Below are 24,508 nucleotides of genomic sequence, written 5' to 3'. Positions count from 1 at the left end.
CCTCTCTTTAAAAAAATCGCATTTTCATTGCTTTTTTTGATATAATCACCTGTGTAAGTGATTCTAAGCAAGATGGAGTGGACAAAACATGACCATTCGTTACCCAAACGGAAAAAGATATAATCAAGCTTTACAACCTCAAAAAACAAAAATGAAAAAACATACTTATGGTAACAGGGGGATGTCTCTTGAAGAGGAACTAAATGAAACAAATCAATATTATTTGAGTCATAATATTGCCTGTGTACACAAAAAACCAACACCTCTTCAAATTGTAAAAGTGGATTATCCTGCCCGAAGTGCTGCAGTTGTAAGAGAAGCTTATTTTAAACAGCCTTCTACAACAGATTACAACGGTGTTTATAAGGGTAAATACATTGATTTTGAAGCAAAGGAAACAAAAAATAAAACAAACTTCCCGCTCCAAAACTTCCATCTCCACCAAATTGAGCATATGAAACAAGTTATTGCTCATGATGGAATTGCATTCGTCATTATTAAATTTACACTTTATAACGAAATTTATTTACTCGATGCAAAACACGTTATTTCATTTTGGAATCGCAAAGATACCGGAGGGAGAAAATCAATTACAAAACAAGAAATTGAGGAACACGGCTCTTTGTTATCATGCGGTTATCATCCTCGAATCGATTATATTTCTATACTAGACATGGTTTATTTTTCGTGATAGAGTCAAAAATAAGGCTCTTTTTTCGACTTTTGGGGAGAAGATGAAAGGTAGGAGAAAGTATAATGTCAGAAAATTATCGTTCTCGTACAGAACGAAAACATGCAAAACAGCAAACAAAAGATAAAAATAAAAAGGATAAACCCAAGAAAAAAGGATCCTTTTTCAAGAAATTTTTAGTGACTTGCCTGCTTCTTGGCATTGTCGGACTTGTAGCTGGAGTTTCAGCATTCTTTGTCATAGTGAAAGATGCTCCAAAGCTAGACAAAGCGAAACTTGTCAATCCTCTATCAACTAAATTTTATGATAAAGACGGTAACTTCTTTTATGAATATGGTGCTGAGAAACGGACTGCTATCACTTATGATCAAGTTCCAAAAGTAGTTGAAAATGCCTTTCTTGCCACCGAGGATGCTCGATTTTATGACCATCATGGAATTGACTTTAAGCGTACAGGAAAAGCCATTATGGAAAACATCACAGGCGGGTTCGGTTCACAAGGTGGTAGTACAATTACGCAGCAAGTAATTAAAAATTACTTCCTTACAATGAAAAAAACACCAAAACGAAAAGTGCAAGAATGGTATTTAGCTTACAAACTAGAACAGAAATACTCTAAGCATGAAATTTTAGAAATGTACTTAAATAAAATTAATTTAGGTAATCGCTCTTATGGCGTAGCAACAGCAGCTCAAAACTATTATGGAAAAGATTTGAAAGATTTAAAGTTACATGAAGCTGCAATGCTCGCTGGCTTACCACAAGGCCCTAATATTTATGATCCAACGAAAAAAGAAAATGTACAACGTGCAACAAAACGTCGTAACGTTGTTTTAACATTAATGAATCGTCATAACTTTATAACAAAACAACAGATGGAAGAAGCGATGGCAATTCCAGTAACAGAAGGACTCCTTCCTTCTAAAGAGGTTACTGAAATGCCTTATCCTGCTTTTTTAGATGCAGTTGTAAAAGAAGTTGAAAAGCAAATACCTGATGTAAATATTGGATCTGATGGATTACAAATCTATACAACTCTTGATACAAAAGCACAAGATTATGCTGAAAAGATTTTAGATGGGGATCTTATCCGATATCCAAATGATAAATTCCAAGGTTCTTTCGTATTTATGGACACACAAACTGGTGAAGTTCGTGCAGTCGGTGCTGGACGTAAAGAAAGTAAATCAACATTTAAAGGTCATAACTTAGCCACTGATTTAGATCGACAAGTTGGATCTACAATGAAACCTATTTTTGACTACGGCCCAGCAATTGAATATATGCAATGGTCAACTTATCATCAATTAAATGACTCAGAATATACGTACTCAGATGGTACAAAAATTCGAAATGCAACGAGCAGCTATAAAGGGGATGTTTCAATGCGTGAAGCATTAAAAAAATCTTTAAACATCCCAGCATTAAAAACTGCTCAAGCAGTCGGACTAAATAAGTCAAAAGAGTTTTCTGAAAAACTCGGGATGACATTTAAGCAAGGACCATATGAATCAGCAGCAATCGGTAGTAATGAAAGTTCTCCGTTACAAGTAGCTGGTGCCTATGCAGCATTTGGGAATGACGGTATTTATAATAAACCTCATTTCGTAAAAGAAGTTGTCTTCCCTGATGGTAAGAAGAAAAACTTTAAACCAAAAGAAGAGCGAGTAATGAAAGACTATACAGCGTATATGATTACAGATATGCTTCGCGATGTTGTTAAACCAGGATCTGGTGGAACTGGCTCAGCAGCTTATGTTTCAGGCGTCGATCTTGCTGGTAAAACAGGGACGCAAAACTATGACAAATCGGTGATTGAAAAATATGATATTCCAGCAGATGCGAACCGCGATAGTTGGTTTGCCGGCTATACACCGCAATATACAATGGCTGTATGGACAGGTTATGAAAATGATAGTTCAGAAAACTATATAGGCGACCGCTCAACGAAAATTGCTCAACAAATGTTTAAAGTCATGATGGGTAAATTCGCAACAGACCGCAGTCGTTTTGAACAACCTTCTTCTGTAGAACGAATCAATGGCGAACTTTACGTAAAAGGTGCGAAAAAAGATGCGATTAAACAAATTAAGGTAGATCCACCAACTGGTGTAACACCTTCTTATGACGCAGGATCAAATACAATTACATTAAGTTGGTCCGGTCCTTCTGATGTATCTTATGCAGCAAGTTATAAAGCAAATGACGGTTCTAGTGGTAGCTTATCCGTAAAAGGAACATCTGCTACACTTGGCGGTGTAAAATCAGGTGTAACATATAGCTTCTCTGTCGTAGCCCAAAAAGGGACTGGCACAAGTAGTCCAGCTGGCGTTTCCTTTACCGTTCCTGGTCAAAATGCAGACGCTCAAAAGAAAGCTGAAGAAGAAAAGCGTAAAGCTGAAGAAGAACTGAAGAAAAAAGCCGAAGAAGAAAAGCGTAAAGCTGAAGAAGAACTAAAGAAAAAAGCCGAAGAAGAAAAGCGTAAAGCTGAAGAAGAAGCGAAGAAAAAAGCTGAGGAAGAAAAACGTAAAGCTGAAGAAGAAGCAAAAAAACAACAAGAACAGCAGCAGAATCAGCATCCCCAACAAACTCCACCAGAACAGCCAACTGGTGGAAACGGTGGAACGAATGGAGAATCGACTCCTCAACCAGATGGACAATAAAAAAAGAAGTCACTATCTACTTTTAAGATAGTGACTTCTTTTTTATCATCATGTTTTTGGCGTATATTTTTTCTATTTCAATATATAGCTGTGTCAATTGGATGTACGATTGGTAATGATTCGGTTGCTCTATAATAAATGCATAGCGTTCCATAAAATTAACAGGCTGTAGCTTTAACTTCTCTGTATCCTGTTTTATATCTTTTAAACTAGATATTCTTTTTTCATTCATCCAATATAAAATCGATAATAAATAAGCACTGAAATGAATCATAGGCGCTTTCGCTTCGTTTCTTTTTCTCTCTTTAAATAACTTCGAAAGTGCCTCTTTCTTATTCGCCCACATTTGTAGCACTGCCGGTATACTCTTTTCTATTTTACGCCACGGTTGATATTTTTGTTCTATATCAAACAAAAAATAAGTATTTTGGATTAATTCTTCAAATGATTGACTACATGTATACACAATTTTTGTTTCACTTTCTTTGAAAAACGGCTCACATTGAAACTCAGGTGGTATCTCCACAACTCTGTTTTCCATTCCCTACTTCACCTTCATCCGCTTTTTACCTTCACGACATATTTCTAATAACGGACATACTTCACACTGTGGCTTTTGTGCTTTACAATGATAACGTCCAAAAAAAATCAGTCTATGATGCGTAACGCCCCATTCTTCCATAGGCACCTTTTTCATTAATGTTTTTTCAACTTCTAACACAGAGTCTTTCCATCGACAAATTCCTAAACGCTTACTCACTCGTTCCACATGTGTATCGACTGCAATTGCTGGAATGCCAAAAGCAACAGAAACAACTACATTTGCCGTCTTTCGACCTACCCCTGGTAATTTTGTTAATTCATCACGATCTGCAGGAACTTTCCCATCATACTCATCGATTAGTATTCTGCATAGCTTTTGAATATTTTTTGCCTTATTTCTATAAAGCCCTATGGAACGTATGTCTTGTTGTAATTCTTCCAAAGAAACTTTCAAATAGTCCTCAGGTGTTTTATATTTTTGAAATAAATTTTTCGTCACTTTATTTACAAGTGCATCTGTACATTGTGCAGATAAAGCCACTGCAATGACAAGTTCAAATGGATTATCATGAATTAATTCACAATGTGCCTCTGGATACATTTTCGCCATTGTATCTAGACAATAGCGAATTTGTGTTTTATTTAACATACATTTCCTCCTACCTTATTGCTCCAACCAATTATAAAAAGGGACTTTCCCTGTGTACTTTGTCTCTTGTTTTGTTATCTGATGTGAGCGTTGCTGATTTGCTCGAAACTTCCGTCCTTGCTCTTGTGCTTGATCTACCGTTTTGATTCCATTCTTTTTCCATTCAAATAAAATCCGATCAATATATCGAAAATTAAGCTTTCCACTCATTACAGCTTCCTTAAGAGCAGCTTGAATTAAATTAGGATGGTGTTGATCTTGATCCTGCCACATTGCCAATGTCTCACATTCAAATGGTGACAATGGTCTCCCAAATTCACGTTCGAAAATAGTATATAAATTCAGTTGTAACTGCTTTTGTTCTTTCTGCTCTTCTTCTATTGTTTCATTCATTAAATAATGTAATATTTTTTCCCAAAGTGGTTGTAAAGAATAACTTTCGCACATCTTCGCTTCAGACCTTTGTCCACCTTCTAAAGCAAGAAAGCCTTTTTGAATTAATGATTGAATCATTTCCATACACTTCATTTCTGAAATTGTCATTCGTTCTGCAATTTCAGAAGGAGTTGGAAACGAATTACCCGACTCTAAAAAAGTATGAACATGAAGTACAATCATAAATTCCATCTCATTTAAGCCCAATTTTTTATAGTGCATCATAAGCAATTTTGGAATGGCAATACTCCCCTGTTCAAACCAATGTAACATCATTTTTTTCTTCATAACCAAAACACCTCGCTTTCTAGTATAACACAACCTCATAGCATTTCTTTTTCCACAATTCGTCAAAAAACCTCCCTATATAGGGAGGTCATGTTCATTTGTTCAAAAGTGCAAATCCAAAATATTCTTTTTAAGCCTGCACTTTACCTTTCATAAATGTATGAATTCGTTCTAAAGCTTTCTCTAATTGCTCAAGAGATGTAGCATATGATAAACGAACATTGTTTGGAGCACCAAATCCTGTTCCAGGAACAAGTGCTACTTTTTCTTCCTCTAACAGCGCTTTTGCCCATTCATCTACTGTTTTGTATCCAGCTAGTGCTACCGCTTCTTTTACATTTGGAAATAAGTAAAATGCGCCTTGTGGTTTGATACAAGTGAAACCAGGAACTTGAATTAATTTATTATAAATAATGTTTAATCTTTCTTCGAATGCTTGTCGCATCATTTCCACAGGTTCTTGTGGCCCTGCATATGCAGCAATTGCACCGTATTGAGCAATTGAAGTAGGGTTTGATGTACTATGACTTGCTAAATTGGTCATTGCTTTAATAAGCTGCTTATTTCCTGCTGCATATCCAATTCGCCATCCTGTCATAGAATGTGATTTAGATACACCATTTATAATAATCGTTTGTTCTTTCAATTCATTAGAAAGCTGAGCAATTGAAGTATATTCTACTCCGCCATAAACTAACTTTTCATAAATTTCATCAGAAACAATTAAAATGTCATGTTCTAAGCATACTTCTCCAAGCTGTTTTAATTCTTCCTTGCTATAAATCATTCCTGTTGGATTGCTCGGTGAATTAATAATAACAGCTTTTGTTTTCTCTGTAATCGCTTCACGTAGCTGCTCTGCTGTAATTTTATATTGATTCTCTTCTAACCCTTCCACATAAACTGGTTTTCCACCAGCAAGTTTTACTTGTTCTGGATAACTTACCCAATAAGGAGTTGGAATAATCACTTCATCCCCTTCATCAAGCAATACTTGAAAGAGTGTATAAAGTGAATGTTTTGCACCGTTACATATAATAATTTCTGTCGGATCATACGTTAGTTTTTGATCACGCATAAATTTCTTTACAATTTCTTGTTTTAGCGTTTGTAACCCACCAGTAGGTGTATATTTTGTATGTCCTTGTAACATCGCTTTATGTGCAGCATCTATAATATGCTCCGGCGTATTAAAATCAGGTTCTCCTGCTCCTAAACCAATGACATCATGCCCTTCGGCCTTTAGTACCTGAGCCTTTGCTGTAATCTCTAAAGTTGCAGACGGTGTTAAAGCAGCTACTCGCTTTGCTAATTTCATTTGCGGTTTTCCCCCTGTATCTATTTTTCAATGCTGTAAAATGCAGCAAATTCCCCATCTTGAAATCTCAAATAATAATACTTATAACGACCTTCTTGATCAATATATGTAATTTCCCAAAGCGGAACATCTTTTTCGATACCTAATTTTACTTTTACAATTTCTTTTGGAAGTTGCGGCTTTGATTCTTTATTTACCGTTTCCAAATACTCCATCATTTTTTGTATAGCTTGTTTTTCAGAAATGCCTTCACTCTTTTTCCTTACTAGAACTTTTCCTTTTTTCTCAGGTACCCATACAATCAGTTGTTCTCCTTTTTCATCTACACCTTGTACGACTACATATGAAGATTTCCCGTTATAATAATCAACGGATTTTACCTTTGTCAGCTTAGCTTTTTCTTTTGCAATTGCTACAACTTTTGATTCTTTCGGAATTTTCTTTTCCACTGTAGCATGATAAACATGCACCCCATACAATCCAATAGCAACGATAACGATAATGATGGCAAAGATCCACTTTTTCATTGTACCACTACGTTCTGTATATCGTAAATATTGCTGTTTCTTTTTCGTTTTCGTCTAACGCCAATCCGAACATGAGGTCCTGTTCCTTTAAAGTGCGATTTAAACTATCAACAATTTTATACAAATCAGATGAATATTTTATACGCGTCGTTGATAGCACTTCGATTTTCTTCTCCATGAAAACTCCTCCGTTACACAAAATTTCTAATTATAGAAGAACGCAATGCGGTTACAATAATAGTACATTCTTTACAACCCCTGCTTCATCACCCATCTATTATAGCAGGACATGTACAGCAAAAAAAGGTTTCAAGTCGAAAAGCAATATAATTTGTATATAAGAAGTAAGAAAAAATAAAATTCCTCCTACCCACATCGTTTACGCCTGAAGCATACGCTACTTCAGGCGTATTTTTCATATTTATTCATTTTATAAGCGGCGTAAAAGTTCATCTAATGATTCTTCATAAAGCGGAACATTTGGGATCGATTGCAAAAACTTTTCTCCATAAAAAGATGTTGTTAGCCGGCGATCTAACACAAATACAGTACCTGTATCCGAAGTACTTCGAATTAATCGACCGAATCCTTGTTTAAACCGAAGAATTGCTTGCGGGAGCGCTAGCTTTGTAAACACATCTTCTCCGTTCCTCTTCAACCATTCACTTTTTGCCTCCATCATCGGTTGATGAGGTGGCGTAAATGGTAATCGAGCAATGACAAGATGACTTAATGCAGCCCCAGGAATATCAATTCCTTCCCAAAAACTACTAGTTCCCAATAATATTGCCTTATCAAACTCTTGAAATTTCCGGATTAAACGACTGCGACTACGATTGTGAACACTTTGTGTTAGCAATATATATTCTTCTAATGCAGCTTCATTTTTTAACTTTGCGTACGTTTCTTTCAACATCTCATAGGAAGTAAATAGTACGAGTATTCTTCCATTTGTAGCCTGCGCAATCTTTTTAAGCTGTTGAGAAATTTCACGAATATATTCCTCTTCCTTCACTTCTTTAATAAGAGGAATATCTGTTGGAACCATTAATTTCACTTGCTCTTCATAGCGAAACGGTGATGGAACCATTAATGTATGTGGCGCAAAATCCTCTAATCCAAGCTCTTCTTTTATATAGTCAAAAGTATGGTTCACCGTCAATGTAGCAGATGTAAAAATAACACTTCTCTTCTCTGCAAAAAACTCATCCGCAAGTCTTTCCCCAATATGAATAGGCTGTGCATATAACATTGTTGAATGAATGGTCCCTTTCGTTTCAGTTTCCATCCATGTTACATATGTATTTGCTTCTAATAAAAGTACTTGTAAAGAATGAGTCATCTTTCGGAGTGTAGTAATTAAATGAAAAAATTCACCTGTAACAACATGCATATTCCACTTCATTCCACTTTGCAGCAAATCAGCTTGTTTCTCCAAATCCGTACACAAATCTTTTAATTCAAATATAAACCGACTTGTTAATTCTATAATACCACTCCATAGCTTTCCGTTCTCTCGTTCAGTATGATATCGATAAATAAGTGGTATATTGTTATTTGAACTTTTTTCTTGCTTTGTTTTCTGAAATATAAATACGCGCAACATTTGAAAAAGTTCATCGGCATCAAACTTCATTTCCTTCAACCTATGACTAATCTTCCGAAATGTAGAGCGAGAGGCTTGTCCTGATTCTTTCATCATTTTATACACCTTAGCTAATACATCATCTGTATCTAACGTACCAAGACGTGATAAAACCATTTGAAAATACATACATGAAAAACGCTCTCCTAACGTTCGACTTGCTGCTTCTTCAATGTGATGCGCTTCGTCAAAAATAATGTATTTATAAGACGAAAACAGCGATTCCTCACTAATAAAATCTTGAAATAGTAATGTGTGATTTGTAATCACAATATCTGCAAATAATGCCCGATTCTTCGCACGCTGATAAAAGCAACGACTAAACCAACTACTTTGAACTCCATTTGGGCTATATGCATCGCTACAAATTCGATTCCACAGTAATTTTCCACCTTCTGGAATGTTAAGTTCGTCACAATCACCTGTTTCCGTCTTCAATAACCATATTAAAATTTTCGCTTTCGTTAACGCAATATCATAATTCTTCTCATCTTCTTGTAAAGCATACTCAAATTTATGTAAACAAAGATAATGTTTTCTTCCCTTTAGTAAAGCAACTTCAAAAGGAAATGGCAGCACACTTTGTAATAACGGTATTTCCTTTTCTAATATTTGTTGCTGCAACTGCACCGTTTGTGTACTAATCACGACCGGTTCTTCTTTTTTCTTCGCAAAATAAATACTTGGAAGGAGGTAAGCTAACGTCTTCCCTGTACCTGTCCCTGCCTCTATTAATGAAAAACGTGCGTCTTGTAAGGCAGCATATATTTCTTTCATCATTTGTTGTTGCGTTTCTCTTTTTTCAAATTTGGGCACCTTTTTCTCAAGTTGTTCCATTGACTTGTGCAAAAAAATGCTAAATTTAGATGTTTGATTTTCACCTAAGTGCAACGAATAGCTACGCTTTCGCAGTGCAATATTTCGATATATGTCATATTCCTCCGATTCCTCTTTACCAGCCGTCATTTTCTTGAGAATATTTTCTGAAAGAATATGAGACATATCACTTTGAAATACATCACTCAATTCGTATAAAGATTGCAAAGTAACAAGCGGTAATTTTTCAATTTGAGTGAGAAATTGTAAAAATAATTCTGCCGTTGCAAGAGCATCACTATCTGCACGATGTGGTTGATCGTGCTCTAACTCATGTTTTTTAGCTAAATCTCTCAATTTATAACTATCAGCCGTCGGCAATAAAATCTGTGCCAATTCAACCGTATCAATTTTAGGACAATGTATATCTGCATAGCCAGCCTGCTTTAATTCTTCTTTTAAAAAATTCCAATCAAAGTGAACGTTATGTGCAACAAAAGAAGCACCCTGTAATAGCTCAACAATCATCGGCGCTACATCTTGAAATAGCGGGGCTTGTTTTACAAGATTTTCATCAATCCCTGTTAATTCTGTAATAAATGGGGGAATCTCCCTCTTTGGATTCACAAAAGACGAGAAAATTTCTAATATTTCTCCACCTTCCACCACAACAGCTGCGATTTGGGTAATTTTGTCTTTCCCATCTTTCCAAGAGTTCCCTGTCGTCTCTAAGTCGACAACGACATAACGTTTACTCATATGTAACACCTCAATTTCTTACCTTTCAAACAACAAAAATTCATATATTGTTACTATACCACGTTTTGTCTTATCTTAATGAAAAGATGCATAAAATGAACTGATTTTACAATTCCAATGATGCTGCTTCTCCAAAAAGAACCATATAGAAAAGACATTCTTGTAATAGCCGATAAAAAACAGGAGCCTTCTGACTCCTGTTTTCACCATTTATCTCGCTATTTTAGGGCAGTACAGCCCGCTTGGTAAGGGCTTATAATCAGTGCGAGAGAAAGAATCCCCCCATCAGTTTATACTTCAGTGCCTGCCTTTTCAGCACTTAACATTTCAATAATTTGATTGCGATCATCTAGCACTGCAATTTTGGGTATTTGTTTATAGACTTCTTCAGCTGATACAAGGCCATAACAAATAATAATCACTTTATCTCCAGGCTGCACAAGTCTTGCTGCAGCTCCATTTAAACAAATGACGCCGCTACCACGCTCCCCCTTAATCACATATGTCTCTAAGCGCTCTCCATTGTTATTATTGACAACTTGTACTTTTTCATTTTCGACAATTTCTACAGCGTCCATTAAATCTTCATCAATTGTAATACTTCCAACATAATTTAAATTAGCTTCTGTTACAGTTGCACGATGTAACTTTGCTCTCATCATTGTACGAAACATGGATGTCTCCCCCTTATTGAACCGTTAATGTTATATTGTCAATTAATCGCGCATTCTTGAACTGAACTGCAATTGCTAAAATTATTCTGCCTTTGATGATTTCTAGTGGCGTTAAAGCTGGATATGCATATATATCTACATAATCAACTATACCGTTTGTATTTGCTTCAATGTATTCTTTTACAACTGTGGTAATGTTTCGTGGATGACGCTCCCCCTCTTCTATTTTCTGTTTTGCTATACATAAGCTGCGGTATAAATGTGGTGCTTCCTTACGTTCTTGCTCCGATAAATATACGTTGCGGGAGCTTTTCGCCAACCCGTCTGCTTCCCTAACAATCTCAACTGGTACAATTGTAACTGGGATATGAAAGTCACTGACAATCCCTTCAACAACTGCTACTTGCTGTGCATCTTTCATTCCGAAATAAGCACGAGTTGGCATTGTAATATGAAACAGTTTCATCAACACCGTCGCAACACCTGCAAAATGAACCGGTCGTCTTTTCCCACATAAAACATTTGTACGTTTTACAACCTCTATTTTTGTTGTTTGTTCTGCTGGATACATTTCGTCTACACTCGGATAAAATAAGTAGTCAACGCCCGCTTCTTTTGCCACTCTTTCATCTCGCTTTATATCCCTTGGATAACGATCAAAATCTTCATCTGGTCCAAACTGTAACGGATTCACAAATACACTTAAAATGACAATGTCATTTTCTTTTTTGGCCTGGCGCAATAAAGTTGCATGTCCTTCATGTAAATATCCCATTGTTGGAACAAACCCAATCTCTTTACCACTTGCCCGAAGTTCGCCTGCAATTTGTTGCATGTCCTTCACTGTTGTTATCACTTTCATCCCTGTTTTCCTCCATATAAAGCTACATACTCTTCTTCTTTCATCGTAAATGAATATTGATCTTCTGGAAATTGTCTTGTTTTTACTTCAGCCACATATTGCGAAATCCCACGCACAATTTCATCCTGAACAGCCGTATATTGCTTGACAAATTTCGGAACTCTATTTACTCCGTAAGAAATCAAATCATGATAGACTAGCACTTGTCCATCCACATCTTTACCAGCACCGATGCCAATTGTCGGAATAGTTAACTCATCTGATATTATCTTTGCTAACTGCATCGGTACACATTCTAATACGAGAGCGATTGCTCCAGCATCTTCACATTTCTTCGCATCTGCTATTAGTTGTTTTGCACTTTCAGCATCTTTCCCTTGTACTTTATAACCACCTAATATACCGACAGACTGTGGCGTTAATCCAAGATGAGCAACAACAGGAATTCCTGCATTCGTTAAATAATGAATAGTGGAAATGACTTCTCCAGCTCCTTCTACTTTTAAAGCATGCGCTCCGCCTTCTTGCACAATGCGACGCGCATGATGCATAGTTTCTGCCAGCGATACATGATAAGACATAAATGGCATATCTGTTACAACAAACGTATCCTTCGCCCCTCGGCGGACAGCTTTTGTATGATGAATCATATCCTCTACCGTCACAGGTACTGTGGAATCATATCCAAGTACAACCATTCCGAGAGAATCTCCAACTAAAATCATATCGACTTCAGCTTCCTCTACTAACTTAGCTGAGGGGTAGTCATACGCTGTCAGCATCGTAATCGGCTCACCTTTCTGTTTCATTCTCAAAAAATCTGTTTTCGTTTTCAAATATTACTCCTCCTTTATTTAGGAGAGAGGCGATGGCCGAAATGATATAAAAAAACCTTCTGACCATAAAAGGGCAGAAGGGTAGTGTTTGTAAATCGGCATAATCCATCCCTCTGTCCCAGTCCATTATTGGATCAAGGCAGAATCCAAATTATTATTGTTCCCTGCTTGGAATAACGGTGCAGTTCATTTCGATACTGCCCATATTCGAAATAATTATAGCAAACTGAGAATAAAAATGACTACATTTTATTTCAAATCCAAACCATAGAACCTTCTTTTTAGTTCATTTCTATATCAGCAGAATGGATATGATGAATATAACCTTGATGATCTTCTAATAGTAAGACGCCATCATCGGTAATCCCTTTCGCTACACCGGTAATCGTTTGCCTCATTGTACGAGCTGTAATTTCTTTTCCAATGCTCACTGCATAACTTTCCCATAACAGCTTAACAACCGTAAATCCATTATTTAAGTATTCTTTGTACAGTTTCTCCATTTGTAAAAAGATTTGCTGCATAAGTTCTGCACGAACAATTGGTTTTCCTGACTCGATGGCTAAAGAGGTAGCAATTTGTTTAATCTCATCAACAAAATGTTCTGTTTGTTGATTTGCATTAATTCCAATCCCCATAATAACTGCATTAATTTTATCTGGATCAGCTTGCATTTCTGTTAAAATACCTACAGTTTTTTTTCCATTTATTAAAATATCATTCGGCCATTTAATCCCTACATTCACGCCCGTACATTTCTCGATTGCTTGCGCCACGCTAACAGCAGCTAGTAAAGTAAGCTGAGGCGCATGATGAACAGGAATGGATGGGCGTAAAATAATGCTCATCCAAACTCCTGTTCCTTTTGGCGAATACCATTTTCGACTTAAGCGTCCTCTCCCTGCTGTTTGTTCTTCGGCGACGACTATTGTTCCTTCCGCTGCACCTTCATATGCAAGTTTCGCTGCAACATGCTGCGTAGATTCAACCGACTCTTCAAAGTATACCGTTCTCCCTATAAAGTCTGTTTGTAGCCCTAATTGAATTTCATTTGCTGTCACTTTATCTGGCTTACTCGTAATTCGGTATCCTAAGCGGCGAATCGCCTCCAATTCATAACCTTCTGTGCGCAAATCCTCCATATGCTTCCACACAGCCGTTCTAGAACAACCGAGCTTTTCACTTATCGTTTGTCCAGATACAAATTCTCCATTTGCCTCAGAAAAAATTTGTAACAATTGTTTTCTCATAGTAGATTGCATTCTTCAATCCACCCCCTTATCGCCTCTTTTTCATTTTCCAATCGCTTCTGCAAAATTTCTTCTTCAATTTTTTGTAATACTTCCGCTACCCAAGGGCCTGGTGTTTTATCTGTCCAACTTAATAAATCATTACCACTTACGTTCATTTCTTGACGCTTCTGAATTGGTAATGAATCAAATAATCTTTGCACTTCGCTTACTGTAGACATATTGTATTCTTCTATCATCACTTGATAGACTCTCTCTGCCATGAGAGCAATTTGTACACCAGTTTGATATAAGAAAACTGCATCCCATTCTTTTGTCTTTCGAGTACGAATAGCTAACAAAACAGCCACAATTTCTTTTATTTTCTTATTTGAAAATTTCCATTGACGTAAAAATACAGATGGATGTTCCTCTCCTATACAGGATAAGAAAAACGCCCATGCTTCAATTTCTGTTTCAAAAGACTCCCAGTTATACTCCGCAGCCTTTAAAATTTTCTCTTCTGACATTTGTAAATACGGTAAATGCATAAACAATTTCGTCTCTACTAGTTTTTGAAGTCCTTTTACACAGTATGGACCCGTTAATAACTTTTCAAATTCAACAGTAATTCTTTCAATCGCTATATGTTCTAATAAATGACCGTAGCGCTTAATCGCACACTCTGTTTTCTCTTCTAAAGAAAATCCTAATGTACTCACAAAACGAATACCACGCATCATGCGCAGCGCATCTTCTTGAAAACGCTCTGCCGCATTTCCTACTGTCACAATTTCTCGTTTTTGAATGGCTTCTTGACCTCCAAATAAGTCAATGATTTCTCCATCCTCATTCATCGCAATCGCATTCATTGTAAAATCACGTCGTTTTAAATCTTCTTCCAACGAGCGAACAAATTGTACACTACTTGGCCTGCGAAAATCTTCATAATCACTCTCTGTACGGAAAGTAGTTACTTCATATGGCTCACCATCTTGCAAAACGATAACCGTTCCGTGTTCAAGACCAACAGGAACGTGCTTTGGAAATAATTTCATAACTTCTTCTGGGAGAGCAGATGTAGCAATATCAATATCTCCTATCGGTCTATCAATAATAAAGTCACGTACACTTCCTCCTACAAAGTAGGCCTCATGTCCATGTTCCTTTAACGTCTCAATAATTGCTCCAGCTCTTTTAAATCGTTTCATTGTTGTCATCCCTTAATATGTCATAATAAATTGCTTCATATTGTGAAACGATATTTTCTGAACGAAATTGCTCGTGCACCGTTTCTAATGCTTGATCCGCCATATTTCGATGGAGTTCCTTATTTTGAAGAAGTTGTATAGCTTGCTTGGCTACCTCTGACGTATCACCAACTTCACATATATATCCCGTTTCACCATGTTTAATAACCTCTGGAATGCCCCCAACTCGCGAGCCAATACATGGCACACCACAAGCCATTGCTTCTAGTAAAACAAGGCCAAAGCTTTCTTTTTCTGATAAAAGTAACATCACATCACTCATAGCAAGTAGCTCTGCTACATTATCCTGTTTTCCTAAAAACAAGACACGTTCCTCTATATGTAAGTTTTTCACTAATTGCAAAATCGTGCAAAACTCTGGTCCATCGCCAACGAGCAATAGTTTCGCATTGACTTCTTTTACAACTTTAGCAAAAGCCTGCACAACATCTTGCACACGTTTCACCTTGCGGAAATTTGAAATATGGATCAATATCTTTTCATCTTCACTTATACCATATTCTTTTTTTAGTTGAGACATATCTCGCTTAAAATAGACACGCTCATCAATAAAATTATATACAGTCTGAATTTCCTTATTTGGTTTCACAAGTTCATTCGTTTCCTTAATCAATGAGTGAGATACAGCAGTAACAACGTCGGATTGTTCGATACCAAATCGAATTAAATTGTTCAGTGAAGGGTCTGAACCAAGTACAGTAATGTCCGTTCCATGCAATGTTGTAACAATTTTAATATGATCTCCAATCATTTGTTTTGCTAAGTATGCACAAATCGCATGTGGTATTGCATAGTGCACATGTAATATATCAAGCTTTTCTCTCTGCGCAACTTCTGCCATTTTACTCGCCAATGCTAAATCGTACGGCGGATATTGAAAAACAGAATATTGGTTCACTGTTACTTCATGAAAATAAATGTTTGGATATACTTTATTTAAACGAAATGGAACACCTGATGTAATAAAATGAATTTCATGGCCTCTTTCAGCTAATTGCTTGCCCAGTTCTGTCCCAACAACTCCAGAGCCACCTACAGAAGGATAACATGTAATACCTATTTTTAATTTCATTTACATCCTCCTATTAAATCAGCATGTAATAAAATTGGCTTCTTACTCATAAATCCTTCAGCATACATAACTCCAACTTCTTTTCCAAACATTTTCTCACGAGCTACTACTGTTTCTACATATCCTTCTGTTAAAGGCGTTTTTACGCCATCATTTCCCGTTGTAAATTGACTTTCATACGCTTCTAATGCTGCTATCTTCTCAGAAAGATGTTCACTAATATCTACGCAAAAATTGGGCTTATGGAAACCATTAATCATATAATAATAAAAAGATTGCACGCGGTGCGGTGAAATTTCTGGCATATATTTGCGAATACCAGCAGAAAAGACCGCTTCTTCTACAAGTTTTGCACAATTGGCATGATCTGGATGACGATCTTCATAGTATGGTGCAAAAATTAGCGCTGGCCTATATGTACGGATTATCTTTACAATTTCACGTATATATTCGTCTTTCATATATAGACCGCGATCAGGCATCGCCAAGTTTATTCGCGTCTTCACACCCATAATGTGCGCAGCCTCTTGAGCTTCTTTTTTTCTTAGCTCAATTGTTCCATTCGAAGATAAGTCCGCTTCTGTTAAATCACAAATACCGACTTCATATCCTTGTTTCGTATATTTGGCAATCGTTCCTGCCATGCCGATTTCAACATCATCGGCATGAGCACCAAACGCTAATATATGTAATCCACTCATAATCGTTCCCCTCATTTTCTAAACTTTCGATAGTCCAAATCTCCCCGATTTAATGCATGCATTAACATTTCAGCACTTGCCATATTTGTTGCAAGTGGAATTGCATATACATCGCATAAACGAAGTAGCGCATTTACATCTGGTTCATGCGGTTGTGCTGTTAGTGGATCTCGGAAGAAAATGACCATGTCTAAAGCATTTTTTGCAATCATAGCACCAATTTCTTGATCGCCACCAAGAGGACCTGATTGATATCTTGTAACAGCAAGACCTGTTGCTTCCATAACACGAAGGCCCGTTGTTCCTGTCGCGAAAAGTTCATGTTGTTCAAAAATTGGTTTATATGCGTATGCAAACGAAACCATATCATCTTTCTTTTTGTCATGTGCAATTAAGGCAATTTTCATCCGTTATCTCTCCCTTAATCCATAATATTCTCTAAACCGTATACAAGATGATCCAAGTTCATTACTGTTTCGATAGAAAGTTTTACCCCTGACATGAAGGAAGCTCGATTGAATGAATCATGACGAACTGTTAACATTTGTCCATCCCCGCCAAATAAAACTTCCTGATGTGCAATTAAACCTGGTAAACGTACGCTATGAATATGAATACCATCTACATTTGCCCCACGTACTCCTTTCAATTGTTCTGTTTCATTTGGATGACCTTGCTGCTTTGGCTCACGATGTTGGCGAATTAAGTCTACTGTTTTTACAGCCGTTCCAGAAGGAGCATCTAATTTTTGATCATGGTGCAATTCAATTATCTCGACATCTTGGAAATATTTCGCCGCCATTTGAGAAAATTTCATCATCAATACTGCCCCAATTGCAAAGTTTGGTGCAATAATAGTTCCTACTTCTTTTTCCTTCGCTATATTTGTTAAATGCTGTAATTCTTCTTCTGTAAATCCAGTTGTACCAATAACAGAACGAAGACCATGTTCAACCGCAAGCGTTACATGCTTCTTGCCTACCTCCGGTGTTGTTAAATCTAACAGCACATCTGCTTCTATCTCATCTAAACAAGTATGTAAATCCTCATAAATCGGAACATCTAACGCGGGCATTCCTGGTAAGTCTGAAATCTTTTCCCCACCATGTTTATAGTCAACAGCTGCTACAAATTGAAAATGCGGTGTTCTTTCCATAAGAAGAACTGCTTCATGTCCCATACGGCCTCTAGGTCCTGCAATAATTACTTTAATGTCTTTCATCGTTCTTCCTCTCCTTCTTCAATGCGTGTCCAACGATCCTTGTCACGTGTATTAAATTTATTCATTACAGTGTTATGCGCTATTTCTAAATCAATATTTAAACTATTTGCCATGCAAATCATCACAAATAATATATCGCCAAGCTCTTCTTCAATTGTTTTCTCTTTTTCAGTCGTTTTCTTTGGCTTTTCACCGTAATAGTGATTGATTTCTCTTGCAAGTTCACCCATTTCTTCTGTTAAACGAGCCATCATGGCAAGCGGACTAAAATAGCCCTCTTTAAATTGACCAATATATGCATCTACTTCCTTTTGCATATCTTTCATCGTTTTTGATTGCATCTTGTTCACCTCTATTCCTTCCTCTTTCATGTTAGCCAATTCATCGCAATTTGACAAATATTATCCCCCCATATTTGCCGATTTGCTCCGTTTTTTGGGATAGACTATAATAAAGTGAAATTCTCTTTCGCAATGCTATTTTTATTAAAAATTCGCCTAAACTGCGCGAACTCTTACTGGCTATTCTTTTTTGCCACCTATTAGCCGTTTAAGCGGAGCAGTGCAAATCATTACATTATTGAGGGGGCTTTTTATATGAAGACAAACTTGAAGATTCGCAATGTTATTTTCATTCTTATCGGTTCCGCTATCTTTTCTTTCGGTATTGTTAATATTAATATTGAAAACCATCTAGCAGAAGGTGGATTTACAGGTATTACCTTACTATTATACTTCCTCTTTTCACTCGACCCTTCCTATACAAACTTAATTTTAAACATTCCTCTATTTTTCGTCGGTTGGAAGTTACTTGGTCGAACAACATTTTTATATACGTTAATTGGAACCTTTAGCGTATCTTTCTTCTTATGGATTTTTCAGCGTTATGAACTGTTCAAATTACATGTAAACTTGCAAAACGACATGACATTGGCAGCACTTTTTGCAGGTGCATTTATTGGTATTGGTCTTGGAATTATCTTTAAGTATGGCGGAACGACTGGCGGCGTTGATATTATTGCGCGGCTCGCTCATAAATATATCGGTTGGAGTATGGGAAAAACGATGTTTATGTTTGATGCAGTGGTGATTGTTGTTTCTATCCTTACATACTTATCTTATCGTGAAGGCATGTATACATTAGTTGCTGTTTTTATCGGGGCGAAAGTCATTGATTTTATGCAAGAAGGTGCTTACGCTGCAAAAGGTGCTACGATTATTTCTAATAAAAATGACCAAATCGCTGACAAAATTTTATTAGAAATGAGCCGTGGAGCAACTTTTTTAAAAGCGGTTGGATCCTATACAAAAGTGGAGCGAAATGTATTATATTGCGTCGTGGCTAAAAATGAAATTGTTAAATTAAAAAACATTATCACTTCCATTGATCCTCACGCTTTCGTTGCCGTTAGTGATGTGCATGATGTCGTCGGTGAAGGGTTTACCCTCGATGAAAATAAAAATCCGTTACATCATTAAAAGAGAGAAAAGTTTTCTCTCTTTTAATGATGTATGTACTCCTTCAACTTTTCTAAATCTTCATATATGAAATCCAATAAACTTCGATTATAAAAAATAGATGCTGGATGAAAGATAGGAAAGATATAATACTCTTTTTTTGTCCATATAAACTCTGAGCTATTTATATCTTTTAGCTTTCGTACGGATTGCTTCAGTAGTTTTCCGTGAACATCCGTAATCTTCTTATCTCGTCCCACTAAACGCTGCAGTCCAATATTTCCAAGCGTGACAATCATTCGCGGCTTGATTTGTTCCAATTCATAATCTAATAACGGAGCATGCGCAACAATTTCTCTTTGATTTGGTGTTCGATTATACTTTTTCTGAATCACTTCTCCACTTTTTTCTTTTTTCTCTTTCCATTTATAAGGTCTACTTCGAACTGCACTCGTAATATACACTTCTTCTCTCGTAATATGAAGATAATTTAAAAATTCCATCAAATACTTTCCTGCCCGGCCGCTAAACGGGATACCATTGTGAATTTCTGTCTCACCAGGCGCTTCGCCAACAAGCATGAATTTCGGGTTTTTCGGACCCTGTCCACTTAAGAAACCTTCCAATGGATAGGGGGCACTCTTTTCTTTCACATGCTGAATTAAAAAATCTGGATATTGCATCTGATCACCTGCACTTATTGTACTTGTTCGTTTCTCACTTTTATACTTTCACTCCACGTTGTTTTCCTATACTTGTACTCTCAAATTAGAGAATCGAAATTTTTTATCCCGCTATTTTAGGGCAGTAAGACTCCCGCCTCAAGATTCAGAGAAAAGCAAGAAAGATAGGTGGGAGTAGGGCTGCCCGTAACAGCCCGGAGTGGTGAGGGCTCATAATCAGTTGGGATGAAGAACCCCCCACTGATTAAAGTTTCACTTTATCGCACGTGAATAGAAAGTAAAAAAGACTATCAAAATCGATAGCCTTTAATCATCACTGCGCTGCATGCCTGTATAAATCAATACGAGACGCAATAACTCAAATACCGCAACAGCCGCTGCTGCTACATATGTTAACGCCGCCGCATTCAATACTTTACGAGCTTGGCCGTACTCATCCGTTGATACAATCCCAAGCGCCTCAATTTGTTGCATCGCACGTTTAGATGCATCAAACTCAACTGGTAAAGTAACAAGCTGGAAAAGTACACCTGCTGCCATTAAAACGATTCCTAATAGCAATAAATTAGACATTTGAGCAAATATGCCAATTAAAACAAAAACCCATGACATATTTGACCCAAAATTCGCAACGGGAACGAGAGAATGACGAACACGCATAAAGTTATAATCTTTTGCGTCTTGAATCGCATGTCCTACTTCATGGGCTGCTACAGCTGTTCCTGCAACAGAGTGTCCATAATAGTTATCTGTCGATAGTCGAACTGTCTTTGCTGTTGGATCATAGTGATCTGACAAATGCCCTGGCGTTTCTTCGACTGCAACGTTATACAAACCGTTTTCATCTAATATTTTTCGAGCTACTTCCGCTCCTGTCATACCTGATGTAGAATATACTTGTGAATACTTACTATAAGCACTGCGTACTTTAGACTGTGCATATAACGGTATGATCATAATGATTGCGAAGTAAATTAAATAAAACATCATGAACCTCCACCTAAGTCTTAATTGTTAGTACTTTTCATTCTATTTTTTTCTTGAAACATTGTCAATAAAGAAACCTTACAATCCTTACCTTTATTCGTAATATTAGCGATTTTTAGATGTAAGGTTACTTTTACGCTTCGTCTTCTCGCCTTTATATTTTCTCCATCCAACATATGTTAATGTAAATAAAATAATCCCGCCTGTAATGGTCATAAACCAAATAAGAGATGTATCTACCCCATCTTTCTTTACTGTTTGAAATATTTTTTGCAAATCTCCTTTAATAATACTTAATTGCGTTTGACCACTTTTATGTTTCAGCATCATATTTCGAAATTCATCCAAATAGGATAAATGAGCATTCACACGCTGCGTTTGATTTTCTGGCAACGCAATCATAAGACTTGGATAAATAATATCAAATTCATACAAAAATGTATTTAATGATTGTTGGAAATCAGCCTCATCTTCTTGTTGCATGGCTTTTTCCATCTTTGCAAAGGCTCCCATCACCGGCTCTTCTCGCTCCATCCACAGCGGTTGATATTTAGACACCTCAGCATCTACTGCCAATTGAAGCGCTAACGTATCATTTATCTTAATTTGTCTATCTACATGCTTTTCCTCAAGAGATTTCTGCGCTTTCTCATATGCTAGCGAAATAATCCGAAAATGAGCAGGTGTCACTTTTTTTTGTTTTGCATATTCACTTTGTACAAATTGCTTAGAAAAATATTGTAACACTTGAATTGCTTTTTCATCCTCTTTTTGTTTGACAAGTTGCAAAGAGTCATCTAACAGCCCTGTTAACTCATTCCATTCTTCAGCATATATACGTACTGGAAACATGATAAGCAGAAATGCTATCATTCCAAACAATGCTCGCTTCATTCCTGTCCCCCCTATAACTACTAGTACAAAATATGTTGAGATGGACAAGAATAGAACAGAATGAAGCTGAAAATTATTTCTCCTAAGCTAAGCAAATTTTCTTTTTACATATCTATATAAACAATAAGATAGTAGGCTTCCACCTAAAATGAGCAATAATATCCCGCATGCTGCGTGCATAAAGAACGTCTCTGGTAACATATTAATAACCGGATCCTTTTCACTATCAAATTGCCAATAATCATTACGAAATAAAAGTTTATGAAATAGTACAAAACTCTTTTCAAAATCTATAGCAATCGGCACTATCAATATAACCGGTATAGCAATCGTTAAAATAGCACCATTTAATAAAAACTTAATTTGTCGCTTACGTAACATATACCCTCCACCTAGCAAAGCAACTATAATCGTTACACACATTCCGTATTGAATATGTATTAAAATATTTTTCACATCCACAAAATGAATTCTTCCTTCTGCGGACATATGTAATGTCGGAAACTGTAATGATCCTTCATAAAAAGGGGAAAGATATGTAATCAATACATCATAATTCTTCTTAATTTCCGACTCAGTCATATTTGCTAAATCTGGTATATTTAAAAGATGTATATCCGCATAATATAACCATTTTCCATAGACAACGAGTACCGTCGCAATCGCAAAAATAGAAAATGCAATGCAATACGAGACGATTAAATTTATGAAGCGATTTAGTAACCTGATTCCTATCTTATTTTTATTCATTTGCTTTCCCCAATCCTTTATTCATTTCATAATGAAAATTGTTTTCGCCTGCTACTGAAACAATAATAATAAGTAATTCCTAATACAGCTATACTGAGCCAAAATGTAAAATAGCCAATTTTATCTACGAACAAATGCATAATGCCATACCGTGGCATTTGCCAAAATAAATAATCAATCGCATCATTATGTAAAATCCATAGTCCTGCAACAATAAGATGCCATTTTTTCATGCGGGTATATGGCGCATATAATAGTCCTTGCATGGCCATTGCAAGATGCGACAAAACGAGCATATAACTCATCATTCCAAGCGGCTCCTTGATCGCAAACATAATACCATTCACCACCACAGCCCAAATGCCATATTTCATTAAAGTAACAATTGCTAAAGCCTCTATTAACCCCCAATTTTTCTTTTGCAAAAACGCGATCAAAACAAATACAAAAAAGAGACTTGCCATCGGACTATCTGGAACAAAAGGCCAAAATAAATACGAAGTCTCTCTCAATTGCTCTTCATACCAAATAAATCCATAAATTGTTCCCAATATATTAACAATCAGCAACAACCATAAAACAGAACGTTGTCTTAACATTGCATATAAATACGTCACTCTCTCTGTACAACACCTTTCACACAACATAAAATCTTGTTACGCACAAATAATAAAGAAAAAATCTACTCTATTATAACAAAATTTTTCTTTTCATTAACAAAGCCGACTACAAATTTGCAGTCGGCTTCCGTCTTATTTTTCATTATATTTCGCGATAAATTCCGAAAGTTTCTTCAATTCTTCATCTGTTCCTTTAAATACCCCTTTCGGCATTGCCCCTTTTCCCTCTTTTGCAATCTTAGCAATTTCTTCTGGCTTTAAAGTTAAGTTTTGCAGTGCTGGCGCTGCTGCTCCACCTTGTAAATTATCGCCGTGACATGTTAAACATGTATTCTTTTCCAATAATTTATAGCCTTCATCGTTTTTATCAACTTGTACCGTCTTAACAATTTCACCTTGTTTTTTAGCAGCTTCCCAATCATGATGTGCTACAGACTCCCAAGTTAAGTAAACAATAGATGCAATTGCTAACATCATAAATCCAGTTGCTACTGGACGCTTCAACGGGCGTCGTTCAGGGCCACGATCAAGAAATGGCGCTAACATTAATGCTCCAAAAGCGATACCTGGCATAATAAACGCTCCTATTACAGTAAATGAGCCTGAAGCGTATGAATATTTTAAGAGCTGATACAAAAATAAGAAATACCAGTCTGGCAATGGTATATATCCTGCATCTGTGGGATCTGCCATTCTCTCAAGTGGTGATGGATGGGCCACTGTTAAACACAAATAGCCGATTAAAAAAACGGCCCCAACCATCCATTCTTTTAACAAGAAGTTTGGCCAAAACGCTTCCGTTTTGCCCGGATATTCGGAATAATCTTTCGGAATATTTTGTTTTCTAACTACAGGTACCCGCGAATCTCCTACAAACTTCATCCCTTTGCCGCGATGCATAATCTCCCTCCTTCAT

The 24,508-nt window shown here is 36.6% G+C and carries 26 protein-coding genes; 3 read left to right on the top strand and 23 right to left on the bottom strand.

From position 1 onward, the window contains the following. Positions 1–88: 88 nt before the first annotated feature. Both recU and MR059_RS01285 read left to right on the top strand, forming a co-directional pair. Entirely contained in the window at positions 89–691 is a 603-nt protein-coding gene (recU, locus tag MR059_RS01290) for a Holliday junction resolvase RecU (RefSeq protein ID WP_012093762.1), read from the top strand. 65 nt (positions 692–756) lie between these two features. Beyond that, a complete protein-coding gene (locus MR059_RS01285; RefSeq protein WP_087094718.1) occupies positions 757–3,354 on the top strand; it encodes a PBP1A family penicillin-binding protein in 2,598 nt (865 codons plus the stop codon). A 22-nt stretch (positions 3,355–3,376) separates the two neighbouring features. On the opposite strand, the gene MR059_RS01280 is transcribed toward MR059_RS01285, so the two are convergent. The 17 genes from MR059_RS01280 to MR059_RS01200 all read right to left on the bottom strand — a co-directional run bounded on the left by MR059_RS01280 (position 3,377) and on the right by MR059_RS01200 (position 18,542). Beyond that, the gene (locus MR059_RS01280; protein WP_012093760.1) at positions 3,377–3,895 is read right to left on the bottom strand and encodes a YpoC family protein; all 519 of its coding nucleotides are present in this window, start codon (positions 3,893–3,895) and stop codon (positions 3,377–3,379) included. 3 nt (positions 3,896–3,898) lie between these two features. Next, complete coding sequence (nth, locus tag MR059_RS01275; RefSeq protein ID WP_242161393.1) at positions 3,899–4,546, bottom strand: endonuclease III; 648 nt, start codon at positions 4,544–4,546, stop codon at positions 3,899–3,901. A gap of 15 nt (positions 4,547–4,561) precedes the next feature. Continuing rightward, entirely contained in the window at positions 4,562–5,269 is a 708-nt protein-coding gene (gene dnaD / locus MR059_RS01270) for a DNA replication protein DnaD (RefSeq protein ID WP_012093758.1), read from the bottom strand. 130 nt (positions 5,270–5,399) lie between these two features. Continuing rightward, positions 5,400–6,587, bottom strand: coding sequence for a pyridoxal phosphate-dependent aminotransferase (locus MR059_RS01265; RefSeq protein ID WP_012093757.1), 1,188 nt, complete (start codon positions 6,585–6,587; stop codon positions 5,400–5,402). 20 nt (positions 6,588–6,607) lie between these two features. Then, a complete protein-coding gene (locus tag MR059_RS01260) occupies positions 6,608–7,114 on the bottom strand; it encodes a cell wall elongation regulator TseB-like domain-containing protein (protein WP_012093756.1) in 507 nt (168 codons plus the stop codon). A gap of 7 nt (positions 7,115–7,121) precedes the next feature. Further along, positions 7,122–7,292: a YpmA family protein gene (locus MR059_RS01255; protein WP_012093755.1), complete on the bottom strand. Its 171-nt coding sequence runs from the start codon at positions 7,290–7,292 to the stop codon at positions 7,122–7,124. Positions 7,293–7,544: 252 nt separating this feature from the next. Then, on the bottom strand, positions 7,545–10,334 hold the full coding sequence (gene dinG / locus MR059_RS01250) for an ATP-dependent DNA helicase DinG (protein ID WP_242161391.1): 2,790 nt from the start codon (positions 10,332–10,334) through the stop codon (positions 7,545–7,547). Positions 10,335–10,624: 290 nt separating this feature from the next. Continuing rightward, complete coding sequence (gene panD, locus MR059_RS01245; RefSeq protein ID WP_012093753.1) at positions 10,625–11,008, bottom strand: aspartate 1-decarboxylase; 384 nt, start codon at positions 11,006–11,008, stop codon at positions 10,625–10,627. A gap of 13 nt (positions 11,009–11,021) precedes the next feature. Next, the gene (gene panC, locus MR059_RS01240; protein ID WP_012093752.1) at positions 11,022–11,870 is read right to left on the bottom strand and encodes a pantoate--beta-alanine ligase; all 849 of its coding nucleotides are present in this window, start codon (positions 11,868–11,870) and stop codon (positions 11,022–11,024) included. Beyond that, the gene (panB, locus tag MR059_RS01235; RefSeq protein WP_012093751.1) at positions 11,867–12,706 is read right to left on the bottom strand and encodes a 3-methyl-2-oxobutanoate hydroxymethyltransferase; all 840 of its coding nucleotides are present in this window, start codon (positions 12,704–12,706) and stop codon (positions 11,867–11,869) included. The genes panC and panB overlap by 4 nt, the downstream gene beginning before the upstream one ends. A 281-nt stretch (positions 12,707–12,987) precedes the next feature. Further along, a complete protein-coding gene (locus MR059_RS01230) occupies positions 12,988–13,968 on the bottom strand; it encodes a biotin--[acetyl-CoA-carboxylase] ligase (protein WP_012093750.1) in 981 nt (326 codons plus the stop codon). Further along, positions 13,953–15,146: a CCA tRNA nucleotidyltransferase gene (locus tag MR059_RS01225; protein WP_012093749.1), complete on the bottom strand. Its 1,194-nt coding sequence runs from the start codon at positions 15,144–15,146 to the stop codon at positions 13,953–13,955. Before MR059_RS01225 ends, MR059_RS01230 begins: the two co-directional genes overlap by 16 nt. After that, positions 15,133–16,278 carry an N-acetyl-alpha-D-glucosaminyl L-malate synthase BshA gene (gene bshA / locus MR059_RS01220; RefSeq protein ID WP_012093748.1) on the bottom strand — a complete coding sequence of 382 codons (1,146 nt, stop codon included), beginning with the start codon at positions 16,276–16,278 and terminating at the stop codon, positions 15,133–15,135. Before bshA ends, MR059_RS01225 begins: the two co-directional genes overlap by 14 nt. Then, the gene (gene bshB1 / locus MR059_RS01215; protein WP_012093747.1) at positions 16,275–16,979 is read right to left on the bottom strand and encodes a bacillithiol biosynthesis deacetylase BshB1; all 705 of its coding nucleotides are present in this window, start codon (positions 16,977–16,979) and stop codon (positions 16,275–16,277) included. Before bshB1 ends, bshA begins: the two co-directional genes overlap by 4 nt. Before the next feature lie 11 nt (positions 16,980–16,990). Next, on the bottom strand, positions 16,991–17,386 hold the full coding sequence (gene mgsA, locus MR059_RS01210; RefSeq protein ID WP_012093746.1) for a methylglyoxal synthase: 396 nt from the start codon (positions 17,384–17,386) through the stop codon (positions 16,991–16,993). A gap of 14 nt (positions 17,387–17,400) precedes the next feature. Then, positions 17,401–18,201 carry a 4-hydroxy-tetrahydrodipicolinate reductase gene (gene dapB / locus MR059_RS01205; RefSeq protein WP_012093745.1) on the bottom strand — a complete coding sequence of 267 codons (801 nt, stop codon included), beginning with the start codon at positions 18,199–18,201 and terminating at the stop codon, positions 17,401–17,403. Continuing rightward, on the bottom strand, positions 18,198–18,542 hold the full coding sequence (locus MR059_RS01200; protein WP_012093744.1) for a nucleotide pyrophosphohydrolase: 345 nt from the start codon (positions 18,540–18,542) through the stop codon (positions 18,198–18,200). Before MR059_RS01200 ends, dapB begins: the two co-directional genes overlap by 4 nt. A gap of 255 nt (positions 18,543–18,797) precedes the next feature. Between MR059_RS01200 and MR059_RS01195 the strand changes: the two genes are divergently transcribed. Next, positions 18,798–19,679, top strand: a complete 882-nt coding sequence (locus MR059_RS01195) for a YitT family protein (RefSeq protein ID WP_011984326.1) — start codon at positions 18,798–18,800, stop codon at positions 19,677–19,679. Between the two features lie 23 nt (positions 19,680–19,702). Here MR059_RS01195 and MR059_RS01190 read toward each other — a convergent pair whose 3' ends face one another. The 6 genes from MR059_RS01190 to MR059_RS01165 form a co-directional block, all read right to left on the bottom strand. After that, a complete protein-coding gene (locus MR059_RS01190; protein WP_011984325.1) occupies positions 19,703–20,341 on the bottom strand; it encodes a uracil-DNA glycosylase in 639 nt (212 codons plus the stop codon). Between the two features lie 306 nt (positions 20,342–20,647). Further along, the gene (locus MR059_RS01185; protein WP_041810303.1) at positions 20,648–21,328 is read right to left on the bottom strand and encodes a zinc metallopeptidase; all 681 of its coding nucleotides are present in this window, start codon (positions 21,326–21,328) and stop codon (positions 20,648–20,650) included. Between the two features lie 105 nt (positions 21,329–21,433). Beyond that, positions 21,434–22,222 (bottom strand): sporulation protein YpjB, encoded by a 789-nt coding sequence (ypjB, locus tag MR059_RS01180; protein ID WP_011984323.1) that lies wholly within the window; start codon positions 22,220–22,222, stop codon positions 21,434–21,436. A gap of 87 nt (positions 22,223–22,309) precedes the next feature. Continuing rightward, complete coding sequence (gene lit / locus MR059_RS01175) at positions 22,310–22,972, bottom strand: lipoprotein intramolecular transacylase Lit (protein WP_011984322.1); 663 nt, start codon at positions 22,970–22,972, stop codon at positions 22,310–22,312. A 26-nt stretch (positions 22,973–22,998) separates the two neighbouring features. Continuing rightward, positions 22,999–23,589, bottom strand: coding sequence for a lipoprotein heptaprenylglyceryl N-acetyltransferase LhaT (lhaT, locus tag MR059_RS01170; RefSeq protein ID WP_041809587.1), 591 nt, complete (start codon positions 23,587–23,589; stop codon positions 22,999–23,001). 135 nt (positions 23,590–23,724) lie between these two features. Continuing rightward, complete coding sequence (locus MR059_RS01165) at positions 23,725–24,492, bottom strand: menaquinol-cytochrome c reductase cytochrome b/c subunit (protein ID WP_011984320.1); 768 nt, start codon at positions 24,490–24,492, stop codon at positions 23,725–23,727. Positions 24,493–24,508 lie beyond the last annotated feature (16 nt).

Origin of the sequence: Bacillus cereus group sp. BfR-BA-01522, from assembly GCF_022662635.1 — a bacterium.
In the GTDB taxonomy this organism is placed as follows: Bacteria; Bacillota; Bacilli; order Bacillales; family Bacillaceae_G; genus Bacillus_A; species Bacillus_A cytotoxicus.
The sequence above is the reverse complement of the archived record's forward strand: the minus strand, read 5'-3'. Positions and strand labels throughout refer to the sequence as shown.